Annotated in this window: 13 protein-coding genes and 1 pseudogene; 9 read left to right on the top strand and 5 right to left on the bottom strand. The window is 61.6% G+C overall.

The features are described from left to right. The first annotated feature begins 63 nt into the window (after positions 1-63). The 9 genes and pseudogenes from BKX96_RS05800 to BKX96_RS05835 all read left to right on the top strand — a co-directional run bounded on the left by BKX96_RS05800 (position 64) and on the right by BKX96_RS05835 (position 9,515). Positions 64-1,251 (top strand): aromatic ring-hydroxylating oxygenase subunit alpha, encoded by a 1,188-nt coding sequence (locus tag BKX96_RS05800; protein ID WP_178134416.1) that lies wholly within the window; start codon positions 64-66, stop codon positions 1,249-1,251. 9 nt (positions 1,252-1,260) lie between these two features. Beyond that, on the top strand, positions 1,261-2,706 hold the full coding sequence (locus BKX96_RS05805; RefSeq protein ID WP_077183003.1) for an aldehyde dehydrogenase family protein: 1,446 nt from the start codon (positions 1,261-1,263) through the stop codon (positions 2,704-2,706). Positions 2,707-2,711: 5 nt separating this feature from the next. Further along, positions 2,712-2,876: pseudogene (locus BKX96_RS33115) on the top strand (rubredoxin); the annotation flags it as partial. Beyond that, positions 2,865-4,109, top strand: a complete 1,245-nt coding sequence (locus tag BKX96_RS05810; protein WP_256721388.1) for an FAD-dependent oxidoreductase — start codon at positions 2,865-2,867, stop codon at positions 4,107-4,109. The pseudogene BKX96_RS33115 and the gene BKX96_RS05810, both read left to right, overlap by 12 nt. A 10-nt stretch (positions 4,110-4,119) precedes the next feature. After that, positions 4,120-5,448 (top strand): NAD(P)/FAD-dependent oxidoreductase, encoded by a 1,329-nt coding sequence (locus tag BKX96_RS05815; protein WP_046816335.1) that lies wholly within the window; start codon positions 4,120-4,122, stop codon positions 5,446-5,448. Next, on the top strand, positions 5,445-5,816 hold the full coding sequence (locus BKX96_RS05820) for a EutQ-related cupin domain-containing protein (protein ID WP_077183005.1): 372 nt from the start codon (positions 5,445-5,447) through the stop codon (positions 5,814-5,816). The genes BKX96_RS05815 and BKX96_RS05820 overlap by 4 nt, the downstream gene beginning before the upstream one ends. 25 nt (positions 5,817-5,841) lie before the next feature. Continuing rightward, complete coding sequence (locus BKX96_RS05825) at positions 5,842-7,089, top strand: MFS transporter (RefSeq protein ID WP_179092128.1); 1,248 nt, start codon at positions 5,842-5,844, stop codon at positions 7,087-7,089. A 229-nt stretch (positions 7,090-7,318) separates the two neighbouring features. Continuing rightward, on the top strand, positions 7,319-9,013 hold the full coding sequence (locus BKX96_RS05830) for a BCCT family transporter (protein ID WP_046816337.1): 1,695 nt from the start codon (positions 7,319-7,321) through the stop codon (positions 9,011-9,013). Between the two features lie 235 nt (positions 9,014-9,248). Next, complete coding sequence (locus tag BKX96_RS05835) at positions 9,249-9,515, top strand: DUF2790 domain-containing protein (RefSeq protein WP_046816338.1); 267 nt, start codon at positions 9,249-9,251, stop codon at positions 9,513-9,515. A gap of 36 nt (positions 9,516-9,551) precedes the next feature. Here the strand turns inward: BKX96_RS05835 and BKX96_RS05840 are convergent, their stop codons facing one another. The 5 genes from BKX96_RS05840 to BKX96_RS05860 all read right to left on the bottom strand — a co-directional run bounded on the left by BKX96_RS05840 (position 9,552) and on the right by BKX96_RS05860 (position 15,642). After that, the gene (locus BKX96_RS05840; RefSeq protein ID WP_077183006.1) at positions 9,552-10,499 is read right to left on the bottom strand and encodes a LysR family transcriptional regulator; all 948 of its coding nucleotides are present in this window, start codon (positions 10,497-10,499) and stop codon (positions 9,552-9,554) included. 62 nt (positions 10,500-10,561) lie between these two features. Beyond that, positions 10,562-11,512, bottom strand: a complete 951-nt coding sequence (locus BKX96_RS05845; protein ID WP_077183007.1) for an aldo/keto reductase — start codon at positions 11,510-11,512, stop codon at positions 10,562-10,564. Between the two features lie 31 nt (positions 11,513-11,543). Beyond that, positions 11,544-13,004, bottom strand: a complete 1,461-nt coding sequence (locus BKX96_RS05850; protein WP_077183008.1) for an efflux transporter outer membrane subunit — start codon at positions 13,002-13,004, stop codon at positions 11,544-11,546. Positions 13,005-13,024: 20 nt separating this feature from the next. Then, a complete protein-coding gene (locus tag BKX96_RS05855; protein ID WP_077183009.1) occupies positions 13,025-14,524 on the bottom strand; it encodes a DHA2 family efflux MFS transporter permease subunit in 1,500 nt (499 codons plus the stop codon). After that, on the bottom strand, positions 14,524-15,642 hold the full coding sequence (locus tag BKX96_RS05860; RefSeq protein WP_077183010.1) for an HlyD family secretion protein: 1,119 nt from the start codon (positions 15,640-15,642) through the stop codon (positions 14,524-14,526). The genes BKX96_RS05855 and BKX96_RS05860 overlap by 1 nt, the downstream gene beginning before the upstream one ends. Positions 15,643-15,663: the final 21 nt, after the last annotated feature.

Consider the following 15,663-nt stretch of genomic DNA (forward strand, 5'->3'; position numbering starts at 1 on the left):
AGCGGACCCGGGCCAATGCGCCTGCCGACCCTTCAATACCGTGCCCAGCAGGGGAGAACAATAATGAGCAGCATCCAGCAAATTCCTGTGCATCAGCTTGAAACCGTCCTCAATCCGATTCACGAAGCGACTGGCCTCGGCAACGAGTTCTACACCGAGCAACGCTACTTTGAGCTTGAGCGCGATCAGGTCATGGGTAAAACCTGGGCTTGTGTCGGTTTCGCCAGCGACCTGGGCAAGGCCGGCTCGGTCAAGCCTGTCGATTTCATGGGCTTGCCTTTGTTGCTGATGCGCAACCGTGAAGGCCTGGTGCAGGTGTTCCATAACGTTTGCAGCCACCGTGGCATGAAGCTGGTGGAGGAGGCCGGTGAAGTGCAGGGCGTCATTCGTTGCCCTTACCATTCCTGGACCTACGACCTCAACGGCGGGCTGCGCGGTACTCCCCATGTCGGCGGCATCGACCAGCACAAGGACGAACGCTTCGCCTGTGAAAAGCACGGCTTGAAAGCGATCCGCAGTGCCATCTGGATGGACATGGTGTTCATCAACCTGTCCGGCGACGCACAACCGCTCGAAGACATGCTGGCGCCCCTGACCACACGCTGGGCGCAATTTCTCGGCGAGGACGGCATGAGCCTGCTGCGCCGTCGTCCGGGGCATGACGCCACCACGCTGGACATCAACTGCAACTGGAAGCTGGCGGTGGAGAACTACTGCGAGGCCTATCACCTGCCGTGGGTGCACCCGAGCCTGAACTCGTACTCGCGCCTGGAAGACCACTACAACATCATCTTTGACCAGCATTTCGCCGGCCAGGGCAGCTATGCCTACAACCTGTCGGACGTCGCCGGCACGCATCTGCCGAAATTCCCGGCCTGGCCGCTGGATCGCCTGCGCAACGCCGAATATGTCGCGTTCTTCCCCAACGTGCTGCTCGGCATCCAGGCCGACCATGCCTTCGCCATGCAACTGGAGCCAGTCGCGCCGGGACGCACCATCGAACATTTGCGCCTGTTCTATGTCGGTGACGACGCGGCGGGCAGCGATGAGTTCAGCGCTTGCCGTGAGGCGATCCTGGAGTCCTGGAAAGTGGTGTTCGCCGAGGACATCAGCTCGGTCGAAGGCATGCAGAAAGGCCGTCATTCCCCGGGCTACAAGGGCGGCGCATTTTCGCCGGAAATGGACATCCCGACGCATTTCTTCCACCAGTGGGCCGCGCGTCAACTGCTCGCCACCACACCGTCTGCCTGAGGAGGTCCCATGTATCCGATAGCCTCTCACTGGCTCAATTACATCGACGGACAATGGTGCGACAGCGACCAGCATCTGGCGGTGAACAACCCGGGAACGGCCGAGCCGGTCGCGACCATCGCCCAGGCCGGCGTGGCCGATGCCGAGCGGGCGTTGCTGGCGGCCCGCCGCTGTGCCGACAGCGGTGAGTTGACCCGGGTGCGTCCGGCGCAGCGGGTCACTTGGCTGCTGCGCATTGCCGAGGAAATTCGCGCCGTGGCCGATGAGGGCGCCTGGGTGTTGTGCCAGGAAAACGGCAAGCGCCTCTGCGATGCCCGGGACGAATTCATCGAGGCCGCGCGCTACTTCGAGTATTACGCCGGCATGGCCGACAAGATCGAGGGCACGTCGATCCCGCTGGGCAATGGCTACATGGACTTTACCCTGTACGACCCGATGGGCGTTTCGGCTCAGATCGTTCCATGGAATTTTCCGGTGTCGATCTGCGCCCGTTCGCTGGCCCCGGCCCTGGCGGCTGGCAATGCGGTGGTCATCAAGTCCCCCGAGCTTTCACCCTTGGGCGTGTGTGTGCTGATCCGCGCCATTGCCAAGGCCGGCTTGCCCGACGGCGCGGTCAACCTGATTTGCGGCCGCGGCCGCGAAGTCGGCGCATATCTGGTCAGTCATCGTGCTGTCGATCAGATAGTGTTCACCGGTTCCGTACCGACGGGCCAGTCGATCTTGCGTGATGCCGCGCAGCATGCGATTCCCAGCGTGATGGAGCTGGGCGGCAAGTCCGCGGCGATCGCCTTCGCCGATGCCGACCGCGAGCAACTGCTGGCCAGCGTCCAGTCGGGCATTTTCTTCAATGCCGGCCAGGTCTGTTCGGCAATGTCGCGACTGCTGGTGCAGCGCGAGATTTATGAAGAGGTGGTCGAGGCCGTCGTCGCCATGGCCCAAGGGCTCGGCGTCGGCCTGGGCCAGGACAACGCCGAGCTCACGCCTGTGGTCAGCGCCGGGCAACTGGCAGGTATCGAAGCCTTGTGTCGCCGCGCAGTGGAAGACGGCGCGGTGGCGGTCACCGGTGGTGAAGCATTCGCTGATCGGGCCGGGCATTTCATGCGCCCGACCGTGTTCCGCGACGTGACTGCACAGATGTGCATTGCCCGCGAAGAAGTGTTCGGGCCGGTACTGGCCATCATGCCGTTCGACACCGAAGAAGAGGCGATTGCCATCGCCAACGGCACTGAGTTCGGCCTGGTAGCCGGTGTGTTCACCCAGGACATCAGCCGCGCGATGCGCTGCACGCGCCGCCTGAAATCCGGCCAGGTGTTCGTCAACGAATGGTATGCCGGCGGCATTGAAACGCCATTCGGCGGTGTCGGTCTGTCCGGCTTTGGTCGGGAGAAGGGCCAGGAAGCCTTGTACAGCTACGTGCGCACCAAAAACGTAGCCATCCGGGTGGCGGGGGAGTGAATAGCATGTTCAAGACCTGGCTTTGCATCGTGTGTGGCTTGATCTACGACGAGGCCCTGGGCTGGCCTCAGGACGGCATCGCCGCCGGCACTCGTTGGGAAGATGTCCCCGAAGACTGGATGTGCCCCGAATGCCACGTGGGCAAGGCCGATTTCGAGATGCTCGATATCAGCGAATACACCCAGGCGGCAGCGGTCGCCAGCGTGCCGGTCAGCGTGCCGCCGGTGTCTGTCGCAACGCCGTCGCCGCGTCAGCCGATCGTCATCATCGGCAGCGGTTATGCCGGTTACGGCCTGGCCCAGGCATTGCGCAAGGTCGACCCCAAGGTCGAGATCCGCGTGCTGACGCAGGAGTCCGGTCACCTGTACTCCAAGCCCGCGCTTTCGATCGGGTTGTCCCAGGGCAAAAGCGCCGAGGCATTGTCCGGCGAAACGCCGCTGGCCATCGAGCAGCGTCTGAACCTGCGGGTTTATCCTTACTGCAAGGTGCTGGGCATCGACAGTGCGGCGCGGCGCCTGCGCACCAGCTTCGGTGACATGGAATACGGCCAGTTGGTCCTCGCCAGCGGTGCGCAACCGATTCGCTTGCCGATCCAGGGCGATACTTCAGCGCTGATCAGCGTCAACAATCTGCAGGACTATCAGGGGTTCCGTGAACGCCTGAGCGGCGTTCGACGTGTCGCCATCCTCGGGGACGGTCTGATTGGCTGCGAGTTTGCCAATGACCTGGCCCACAATGGCTTCAGCGTCGATGTCATCGGTCTGGGCCGCTGGCCGATGGAGCGCCTGTTGCCCGTCGACGCCGGGCAGATGCTGCAGCATGCGCTGAGTGAACTGGGAGTGACCTGGCATTTGCAGAACACCCTGCAAGCCATTGATGCCAGCGGGCAAGGCTATCGCCTGACACTTGCCGATGGCCACACCCTGGAGGCCGATCTGGTGTTGTCCGCCGTCGGTCTGCGCCCCGACCTGAGCCTGGCCGAAAGTGCCGGCGTGGCGGTTGGACGAGGCATTCAGGTGAATGCCCATCTGCAAACCTCGGTACCGGGCATCTACGCCCTGGGTGACTGCATCGAGATCGGCGGGCAACTGCTGCCTTACCTGGCACCGATCAACCAGGGCATCCAGGCGCTGAGTAAAACCCTGCTTGGCCATCCGACCGCCGTCGACTACCCCTTGATGCCCGTCACGGTCAAGACCCCGGCCGCACCGCTATGCCTGTTGGCGCCGGCCTTCGACAGCCAGGGTGAGTGGCGCTGCACGCCGACAGAGGATGGCTTGAGCGCGGGTTTCTACGGCGCCCAGGGCCAGCTCAATGGCTTTGTCCTGCTCGGTCGCCAAGCGCAAACGCAACGCAGCGCATTGCTGCAGTCCTGTCAGCACTCTCAGCAGGCGGTCGCCTGAGGCCAGACACATGAAAAACTTGATCAACCTGCCTTATGACGATGCGAGTTGCGGCTGGTATGCAGCGCTGCCCGCGCAACCGGCCTGCAAGCGCCTGTCCGGCGAGCAGCGCGCCGACTATGCCGTGATCGGCGCGGGCTTTGCCGGCCTGGCCGCGGCCCGCCGCCTGGCCGAGCATCATCCGCAAGCCCGTATTCTCCTGGTGGATGCGCAACGGGTCGCCCATGGCGCCTCGGGGCGCAACTCGGGCTTCGTGATCGACCTGCCGCACAAGTTCGCGCTGGAGCATCCGGACCCCGCGCACAAACAGCGTTTGCTGTCGCTCAACCGCGCCGCGATTGCGCAACTGCAAGGCCTGGTGCAAAGCCGTGGGATCGATTGCCAATGGTCCCATGCCGGCAAGTACCAAGGCGCCGTCGGCGAACGCGGCCTGGCCTACCTGGATCATTTCGAACGACTGATGAGCGACCTTGGCGAACCGTTCCGCCGGGCCGATAGCGCAGAACTGGCCAAGGTGCTGGGCACCGGGCACTACCGCGGCGCCATCTACACCCCCGGCTGCTACCTGATGCAACCGGCGGCGCTGGTCACAGGCCTGGCCCGGACCTTGCCGGCCAATGTCGAGTTGCTGGAAGAATCACCGATCCAGCGCCTGGAGCGCGACGGCCGTGGCGGTTGGATCTTGCACGGCAGTGCAGGGCAGATCCGTACCCCGCAACTGCTGTTGGGCACGAGTATCTTCACCCAGGAGTTTGGCTACCTGCGCAACCGCCTGTTGCCGGTCATGACCTTTGCCAGCTGGACCCGCCCCTTGACCGATGCGGAACTGGCCACCTATGGCGGCCAACTGGACTGGGGGCTGACCCCGGCGGATCACGCCGGCACCACGGTACGCATGACCCAGGACCGTCGGCTGATCATTCGCAACACCTACAAGCACGTGCCCAAATACGGTCGCAGCACCAGCGATGGCATGCGTTCGAAAGTGCAGGACTCGCACCGCAAGGCTTTCCTGGCGCGCTTCCCGCAGCTGGCCGGGGTGCCTTTCAGCCATACGTGGGGCGGCGTCTACGCCATCTCGCGTAACTTCACCAACTTTTTCGGCGAGCTGGAAAACGGTGTCTACGCCTCGGCGTGCGACAACGGCGTCGGTGCTGCCTGGGGCACCATTTCCGGAACGATGCTGGCCGATCTCGCGGTGGGTGCCGACTCGGCGCAGCTCAACGATATTCGCGCGGTGACCGGGATGCCATCGCTCAATCCGCCGGAACCCTTTCTCGGCCTGGGCGTTCGCTCGCGCATTCGCCTGGCGGCCTGGAACAGCCGGAGTGAGCTATGAGCCAGGCGAATGACGCCAAGCGTCAGGTACTGCGCATCGACCATCAGGACCTGGACTTTACCTTCCGCGGCGGCCCGCCAGGCGCCGCGTATGTGGCGCGCGCCATCAGCAACGAAGTCTCGCCGAACATCGGCGTGGGTTTCGCCCGCTGGGAAGGTGCGCAAGTGGCCTGGACTGTGCTGTACGACGAGGTGATTTTCGTGATCGAAGGTTGTTTCGAATTGCGCGTTGGTGACGAGCTTTTTGAGGTCACGCCCGGGCAGTTGCTGTGGATACCCGAAGGCACCGAACTGATTTATGGCGGGCATGCGTTGTTCGGGTATGTGGTTCACCCCGGCAACTGGAAGCACATTCACGGCTTGGCTTGAAGCGCAAATTTCGGGGGATCGCACGGTGATAAGACTGACAAAAACCTTCGGTGCTCTTTATCTGGCCAGCCTGTTGATGCAGCTGGGATCGACATTGCTGATGACCTATCTGGCACTGCGCCTCAATGCGATGGGGGCGAGTGAAACGGCAGGGGGTGCGTTGATGGCCGCCAATGCCCTGGGGATGGTGCTGGGTGGCTGGGTCGGGCGCAGCCTGATCGCACAGGTCGGGCATATTCGAACCTATGCGGCCTGTGCCGGACTGATTGCGGCAGCGGTTCTGGCGCATGAGTTCAGCACGTCCCTGCCTTTCTGGCTGGTGCTGCGGGGGCTGGTCGGGCTGGCCATGATGTGCCAGCTGATGGTGCTGGAAAGCTGGCTCAACGACCAGGCCCGGACCGAGCAGCGCGGCAGCGTGCTGGCGTTGTACATGGTCGCCAGCTACGTCGGCATGATGCTCGGTCAGTTGGCCTTGAGTCTCGACGAGGGGTTGGGAATTCGTGCGCTGCTGGGTGTGGCGATGGTGTTTGCGCTGTGCTCGGTGCCGGTGGCGCTCACTCGCAGCGCCCATCCGACGGCGGTGCCCGCGGCTTCGATCGACCTGCGGTTGTTTCTGCGGCGCATTCCGCAGTCCCTGGTGACCATTCTGGTGTCCGGCATGATCAATGGCAGCTTTTACGGGCTGGCCGCGATCTATGCCAGCAAACAGGGACTGGAAACAGCACAGGTCGGCCAGCTCATGGCGTTGACCATCGGTGCCGGGCTGTTGGCGCAGTTGCCGTTGGGCTGGCTCTCGGATCGTCTGCCTCGTGCAAGTCTGATCCGCGCGGTGGCGGTCTTGCTGGTGCTCATCAGCCTCCCGCTGGGCTTCAATCAAGCGCCTACATTCGTGACTCTGCTGTGGTTCGGCTCGGCGATCGGCTTTCTGCAGTTCTGCCTCTACCCGTTGGGCGTGGCGTTGGCCAACGACAACATGGAGCCGCAACTGCGCGTTTCGCTGTCGGGCATGTTGTTGATCACCTTCGGTGTCGGTGCCTGCATCGGTCCGCTGATTGCGGGTCTGCTGATGGAGTTCTTCGGCACCTCAAGCTTCTACTTTTTCTATGCCGGCAGCGCCGCGTTGCTCGCACTGTGCGTAGGCCAGGCGAAAATCACGGGCAAGCACCTGCAAAAGGATGCGCCGCTGGATCATCCGGTGACGCCAAACGGGATTGCCAGCTCTAACCTGGTATCGGTGGTTGACCCCCTGGGTGAGTGCATCGACGGGCGTTAAGTGGAGGAGGGCGAGCCGGATTTATTGATGCGTTTTTCTCATGAGTCGGTGATTAAAAATGGTTTGAGCGATGGTCAGGTTTCAATCATCTTGGCGATACTGCCAAAAACAGAGTTAGACCGGAATTAATCTGAAGATATACAGCGCCCTGATGTCATTCGATATCAAGGGGTCAGTATCTTGCGGAATACTCTCTAAAACCCTTAAACAAAAACAAAAGGGGAAAACAATGCGTGCGCAATCAGGCATGTTAAAAGGCTTGAACCCGAATGTCACAATCGCTTCGATAGTGGCGGTGATCTCATTTGTTCTGTTTTGTGCATTTAAAGATGAGCAGGCAGCCAAGGCTTTTGAAATGGCTTCGGTGTTTATCCTGCATAACTTTAAGTGGTATTACATCGCCCTGATCAGTGGCGTGCTCGGTTTGCTGCTGTATATCTCCGTCAGCCGTTTCGGCAATCTCAAACTGGGCACCGAGCACGATCGGCCCGAGTTCAGTTTCGCGTCATGGATTGCCATGCTGTTCAGTGCGGGCATGGGCATCGGCCTGATTTTCTGGTCCGTGGCCGAACCCATGCTGCATTATGCCGACAACCCGTTTTCCAAAGGCCTGACGGACGAGTCGGCCACCCTGGCGATGCGCATCACCCTGTTCCACTGGGGCCTGCATCCTTGGGCGATCTTCTCCATGATCGGCCTGAGCCTGGCCTACTTTGCCTACCGTAAAGGTTTGCCGCTGGCCCTGCGTTCGCTGCTTTACCCGCTGATTGGTGACCGTATCTACGGCTGGATCGGGCATGTTGTCGATATCATGGGTGTCGTCATCACGGCCTTTGGGGTCTCCCAATCGCTTGGCCTCGGCGTTGCGCAGATCAATACCGGGCTGCACCAGGTATTCGGTATTCCGGTCAGTATCGGTTTACAGTTATCTATCATTCTGGTTGTCAGTATCATTGCCTGCATTTCGCTACTTGCCGGGCTGTCAAAGGGTATGAAGCGTATCTCCACGCTTAACATGTACCTGTCATTTATTTTGATGTTGGCGGTACTGGCTATCGGTCCAACTCGTTACATCCTCAACTTGATGTTTGAATCCACCGGCGACTATGTACAAAACATCGTCGGCCTCAGCTTCTGGATGGACACGCAGAAAGACACCGAATGGCAAAACTGGTGGACGGCGTTCTACTGGCCGTGGTGGATGACCTGGGGGCCTTTTGTCGGTCTGTTCATCGCGCGCATTTCCAAAGGCCGGACCATCCGTGAACTGGTGATTGGCGCGCTGGTGGTGCCGACCCTGGTGACCATCCTGTGGATGTCGGTGTTCGGTGGCGCGGCGCTGAAAAATGAACAGCAGGATCGGCAGGCCTACCAGGCATCCGTTGCCAGCCAGGTTGTGGGTCAGGAACAACCGAAGTTCGAAGGCGGCACGGTGCTGCTTGCCACCAAGAAAGAAACCACGGCGGCGATGTTCACGCTGGTTCAGTCACTTGATGGCCCTACTGTTGGCGCCGTTCTCTCGATACTGGTGTGCGTGTTGCTGGGTGTGCACTTTGTCACCACGGCAGATGCCGGGACCCAGGTGTTGTGCACCTTGTGTGCCCTGGGCAGCACCAATCCACCCAACTGGATCCGGTTGCTCTGGTGCATTCTGGAAGGTGCCATTGCCGCGGGCCTGTTGCTGGCAGGAGGGCTCAAGGCCATCCAGATGGCGAGTATCGCCGCCGGCTTGCCGATCGCCATGTTGCTGCTGGTGATGTCCTATACCCTGATCCATAGCTTGCGCAAGGAGATGCCGAGTGTGCCGGCCTGGACGCCTGCGCAGGAGCCTCAGCCGGACCAAGCGCTTTCCAGACAGGAAGGACGTGAAGCGCCATCGAACCTGGGTGCAAGCCCAGCCCTGACGGCAACGACCGCTTACTGAGCCTCGCCGAGGCAGCCATGAACCTGCCGAAACCGTCCGCTGACACAGCAGGCGGTTTCGCTTTCATGTCCACCCATCAAGTTTCGATCCCTCGATTCCTGCGCATTCTGTTAACAGTGTTTATCCGCCAAGGCGCTGTTTGGCCGCGGGGTAAAGCCCTAGCATCGTCTCTACCGACTGAACCCGGTCCACGGGTACGGAAGGTACCCCTACCTTGGACGAGACGGTGAACCCGATGAAAAAAATAGCGATTTTCCTTGCACTCAGTTGCATCGCTGCCCAGGCCTTTGCCGAAGAAAGCCAGGCCAAAACCGCGGCCAGCAAACCTCCGATCGAGACCTACACCTACGGTTCGAACCTGGACATCAAGAAGGTCATTTCCGTGTCCGATGTCGGGCCGGAGTGTGGTCCGGTTTCGGCGCAGATGACCTACGAGGATTCCCAGGGTCAGCGCCATGTCATGCAGTACCAGGTCCTGGGCAGCGGATGCTCGAACGGTTAAGTGCGGCGGTGGCGGTGGAGGGTCGACACTCCATCCTCAGAGGTTCCTGGTTTTTTTTGATGCACGGGCAATTTTGTCATCGGCAGCCAACAACCCGGGCAGGTAGTCCTTGAGAAACTCCACCCAGGTTTTTATTTTTGCATCGACGAATTTTCGTGAAGGGTAGATGGCGAACAGGTTCAACTCTTCAAAATGGTATTGCGGCAGTACCCGCACCAAAGTTCCTGCCTTGAGGCCGGCCACGGCGGAGGCAATCGGCTGGATGCCGATCCCCATGCCCCGGGTGATGGCGACTGTCATGGCGTCGGCAGTGTTCACGTGGAACGGTGACACCGGTGTGTTGACGGTCTCCACGCCTTCGGGGCCTTCGAACACCCAGTGCTCGGCCGGCATCACCGTGTTGACGATTCTCAGGCAATCATGGGCGCCAAGCGCACCCGGCGTGTCGGGTATTCCGCGTTTCTCAAGGTACGTCGGCGAGGCGCAAAGAATGCTGTAGGTGATCCCCAGCCGCTGGGCGACAAAGCCCGAGTCGGGCAGCTCCCGTGCGAGGATGATCGACATGTCGAAGCCTTCTTCCAGTAGATCCGGCAGTCGATTGGTCAGGGCCAGGTCAAACAGTACCGAGGGGTGTGACTCGCGGTATTTGGCAATGGCGTCGATCACGTAATGATTGCCGATGGCCGACATCGCATGAATCTTCAGGCGGCCCATGGGGGTGACCTGTGCGGTGCCTGCTTCCTCTTCCGCTTCACGCAGTTCTTCCAGGATTCTCTCGCAGCGCAGCAAATAGCGCGTACCGGCCTCGGTCAACGCCAGGCGCCGGGTCGTGCGGTTGATCAGGCGGGTTTGCAGCCGGGCCTCCAGGCTGGAGACCGCTTTGGAAACATGGGTCGTGGTGGTGTCCAGCAATTGCGCCGCCGCGGTAAAGCTGCCGCTCTGGGCGACGGCCATGAAAAACCGCATGCTCTGGAAAACATCCATCGTTGTCACCTCAAGCGCTCAGCAAAAAAAAAGGACGGCCCAGGACCGTCCCTGGTGGCCTGTTATTTCTTGCGCGGGATGAAGCCCGGTACACCGGTTTCCACGACCGAATTGAAGCGTATTCGCGTTGTGATCTCTTCGCGAATTTCCAGCATGGCCCGGTGGGGCAGGGTCGCGATATCAAAGTTTTCGCGGATATGGCTCAGTGTTGCCGAAGTGGTCAGGAACGCTGCACCTCGTTGAACAGCCCAGGCCAGCAAGACTTGGGCCGGGGTTCGTTGCAAATGCCGGGCGATCCCGGTAATCACCTCGTCGTCCAGTACGTTCGGTTCCATGCCATGCCCCAGCGGGGCAAAGGCCAGGACGATGATCCCGTGTTCCTTGCAGTAGTCGAGCATTTCCCATTCCGGCAGGTACGGATGGGCTTCGACTTGCACCACGGCGGGTTTGATTCGCGCCACGGCGACGATCTCTTTCAGCGCCGGCAGGGTGATGTCCGACAGACCGATGGACTTGCAGCGACCTTCGTCCACCAGTTGCTCAAGGGCCCGCCAGGTGTCGATCAAGGTCACGCCGGAGTCGTAGATGACGTGACCGAACGCGTCCCTCGGGTCCTGGTCGTCCCCGGCCTGAAAAGCGAAGGGCGTGTGGATCAGGTAGCAATCGATGTACTCCACCTGCAGCCGTCGGCAACTGGCTTCAAAGGCCGGCCGCACTCGCTCGGGACGGTGGTTGGTGTTCCACAGTTTGGTGGTGATGAACAGCTCTTCGCGCCGTGCCTTACCCGCGTCCATGAAGGCTTGCAGGGCAACGCCGACGCTCTCCTCGTTGCGATAACGCTCGGCACAATCGAAATGGCGGAACCCGGTTTCCAGGGCGTGGGTGATTGCCTGGGTGGTGACGCTCAGGTCTTTGAACAGGGTTCCGAAGCCCACGGCGGGCATCTTCCCCGTACCGTGATTGAGGGCAAATCGGGTATCGCGAAGTTCATCGTGAAAGGCTTCGTAAGACATGTCACTACTCCAATAACCGAGGCCGCAGCCTCTACTGATACGAACGTCGTGCTGTTTCGCGGCTGGCAACCTGTTGCTCGAACACGCCGACGGAGTTGCCGCCGAGGGCTACAAACAGTTGCACGGTGTCGAGGTACTGCGCCGTCTTGACGCGGACCTGGCCCAGCAGCGCCTGTTGGTAGGCGCGCTCGGCTTCCAGCACCTGGAGGATGCCGTTCTCGCCTTGGGCGAAGGCTTGCCGGTTCAGGCGCAAACTGCTGTCGGCCGCTTGCAGGGCATCCTCCTGGGCGCGATACGCCTGCGCGTCATGGTTGATCGCTTGCAGGGTGTCGGCGACCTGGCCGAACGAACTGATGACAGTCTGCTGATAGCCCGCGAGTGTCGCGTTGTAACCCTCGACGGCGGCCTGGCGTTCAGCCTTGAGGGTTCCGCCGTTGAAGATCGGCCCGGCGATCCCCGCCGCGAAGCCCCAGAGCGCCGCGCCACCATTGCCCGACGCGGCCTGCACCAGGTTGGCGGACAAGGTCACCCGAGGATAGAGATTGGCGGTCGCCACGCCGACGGCGGCGCTGGCGATGTGCAACTCAGCTTCGGCCTGGCGTACGTCCGGCCGGTCGTGGGCCATTTCCGAAGGCAGGCTGACCGGCACGTTCGACGGCAAGGCAAATTCATCAAGGTGAAAGTCCGGCGCGATCCAGTCAGCCGGGCCTTTGCCGGTCAGGATCGACAGCGCATGGCGAGCCGCATCCCGTTGCTGCGCCAAGGGCGGTAGCAGCGTGCGGTCCTGGGCCAGCCGGGTTTCGGCCAGCGACACGTCGATCTGCGTGGTGGTGCCGTTGACATGGGCCGCGCGCACCAGTTCGAGGTTGCGGACGTCGTTGTCCAGCAAGGTCTCCACGGCCTGCATCTGGGCATTGGCAGACGCCACCAGCAATGCCTGGCTGGCCACCTCGCCGGTAAGGGTCAGGTAGGCCGCTTCGTAACGATGGGTTTGCAGATCGGTAAAGGCTTGCTGCTGTTCGATCAGCCGTTTGTTGCCACCGAAGACATCCAGGTCGAAACCGACCCGTGGCCCGATCGCATAGAAGTTGGTGATCGAGGGTTCCTTGGCGTTGTGCACGCGTTGGCGACCTGCTGTAGCACCGAAGTCGACCTGCGGATACAGCGCACCTTGCGCCGCGGCCACCGATTGCGCCGCCTGGCGGATCGTCGCGTCGGCGGCGACCAATTCCAGGTTGCCGTCGATGGCACGGCGCATCACCTGATCAAGCTTGGGCGAGCCAAGGGCGGACCACCATTGCCCGCGGACTTTGTTGCCCAGGGCAATACGCTGCGAACCGCCCTGGCCAAGACGCTGTTCGGCCTGTTGATCGTAATGCTGTGACGGGCTCGCCGTCGGGGTCTCGAAGTCGGGGCCGACAGTGCAGGCCGAAAGCAAGACCAGCGCCGCCAGTGTCGTGAGTTTCGTTGGCAACAGATGACTGGATTTCATGATGCAGACTCCACGAAAACTTAGTTGGCGGTTACGGGTTTGCGAAGAAAGACCACCAGCGGGCTGACCACCAGCATCGCCACCAGCAAGAGCTTGAACTGGTCGACGACAGCGATGAATGCGGCCTGGTGGGTGATCATGTGGTTCAGCCCTTCAAGTGCCGGCAAGGGCATCGACGCCGTGCCGAAATGGGCGGCGGCGCGATACGGCGTCACGTTGCTGGCCAGCGCCAGGTGCATCGCCTGGGTATTGTTGAAAAAGAAAATCTGCACGATCGCCACGCCGAGGGTGCTGCCGTAGACACGCGACAGGTTGAACAGGCCGGTACCTTCCGGGCGCAGCGCGGGGTCCAGGGTGCTGAACGCCACCTTGGTGAGCGCCGGCATCAACAGGCCGATGCCGATGCCCTGGATGGCGCCGGCAACGGCTACCGGCGACCAGTCCATCAATGGGGAGAACCCGAGCATCAGCCAGTTGGCATAGATCACCAGCGCCACGCCTGCCGCCACGAACAGTCGACGGTCGAAACGCTCTGGAACACGCCCCATCAGCAGGAACGCGCCGACCAGGCCAATGCCCCGTGGAATGGTCAGGGCGCCTGTGGTGTCAGGCGGGTAACCGAGAATCTCATCGAGCATCGGCGAGGTCAGCGCCATGGTCGACAGCAGCACGAATCCCACGGCGAAAAAGATGAGGGTCGACAGCACGAAATTGCGATCGCTGAACAAGCGCTTGTTGAGGAAATGCACCTGGGTGGTCAACCGGTGCACCATGAACACATACAAGCCCAGACCGCAGGCCAGTGCCTCGACCCAGATTTCCGGCGAGTCGAACCAGTCCAGGCGTTCACCACGGTCTAGCAGCATCTGCAGGCTGATCAAGCCCAGGGTGAAGCTGCCGAAGCCGAAGAAGTCGAAAGACGGCGCCTTAGCGGCTTTTTTCTCGGCCAGCAAAAGGGCCACGACCAGGAAGATGTACGCCGATAACGGCAGGCTGATGTAGAAGATCGGTCGCCAGTCGAAGTGCTCGGCGATCCAGCCGCCGATGCTCGGGCCGCTGACGATGCCCAGGAGCACGATGGCGGTCCAGCTCGCGCCGAATTTCAGGCGCTTCTCGGGTGCCAGCGTGTCCATGGCAATCGCCATCGACAGGGGCGCCAGCATGCCACTGGCCAGGCCCTGGATGATCCGTGCGCCGATGAACTGAAGCGGCGTCGTGGCCACTGTCGCGAGCAACAAGCCGAGGACGAAAAAGGCCAGCGCGGCCTGATAGATGCACTTTAAGCCAAAGCGTGCGGCGAGCCACTGGGCTATGGGCATGGTAATGGCGCTGGCCGCGAGGTACGCGGTGAAAATCCAGCCGGCCTGGTCGTCGGTCATCGACAGGCTGCCTTGAATCAGCCGCAGTACCGCGTTCGGCAGCGGCAGGTTGGCCGACTGCATGTAAGTCGCGAGCAGCACCGCCAACCTGAGCGAGCGCGCACCACCCGGGTCCGGGGTTAACTGTGCATGGGCGCTCATCAGAAGTTACCTGCGGTCAGCAGCGACTTGAGCGGGTGCCACCATGGCGTGCGATGCCCGGTATCGACCTTGACCGTGGCGCTGGTGCCGGAAAACAGCGGCAGGGCAGGGTCCGCGTCATCCAGTTCGAGGCGAACCGGTACCCGCTGCACCACCTTCACCCAATTGCCGGTGGCGTTTTCCGGTGGCAGCAGGGCAAAGTCCGACCCGGCGCCGGGGCTCATGCTGGTCACGTGGGCCTTGAACACGCGACCTGGGTAGGTGTCGATGCTGATGGTCGCTTCCTGGCCCGCACGCATATGCGTGACCTGGGTTTCCCGGAAGTTGGCCTCGACCCAGGTCTCGTGATCGGAAATCAACGCAAAGGCCGGCGCGCCGTTGTTGAGGTAGTTGCCCACCTGCAGATCGTCGACCTTGGCGACAATGCCGTCGGCGGGCGCATAGACCGTGGCGTAGGACAAGTACAGCTGCGCTTCGTCGAGCTGCGCCCTGGCCTCGCGCACCGCAGGGTGACTGTCGGCCTCGATGTTCGGGTTGCCGTCCAAGGCCACGACGGTGCTGGCGATCTGTTGTTCGATGGAGGCGATGCGTTGCCGGGAGATCTTCAGGTCGGTTTCCGCGCGCTCATAAAGGGCCCGGGACACGAACTCGGTGGCGACCAGGGCTTTCTTGCGGGCAAATTCCTTCTGGTCGAAGTCCGCCGACGCTTTCGCCGATTGCAGTTCAGCCTGCTGCTGACGGTAGCTGGCCTTGAGCCCATCGATACGCAGCCGCGCAACATTCAGCTGCGCCTCGGCACGCTCGATTGCAATCTGCAAGGGCTTGGGGTCGAGGCGAAACAGCACCTGGCCCTTGCTGACCTTTTGATTGTCCTCGACCGCAATCTCTACGACCTGCCCGGAAATCCGCGCATTGACCGAGGCCTTGGCCACCCGGGCGTAGGCATTGTCGGTGGTGACGAAGGGCTCGCCCGCCACGTAGTACGCATAACCTGCGGCGGCGAAGAGGGCAGGCAGCCCCACCATCAGCCAGGGCCGCAGTTTTTCCTTCAGGTTTTTTTTGATCGGAGATTGGGCCTCATGGGCCTGCGCAGCCGTGATGTCGATGGGTTGAGTCATGATCGAATGCACCTTTAACCG

This window comes from Pseudomonas putida (assembly GCF_001976065.1).
GTDB classification, from domain to species: domain Bacteria; phylum Pseudomonadota; class Gammaproteobacteria; order Pseudomonadales; family Pseudomonadaceae; genus Aquipseudomonas; species Aquipseudomonas serbica.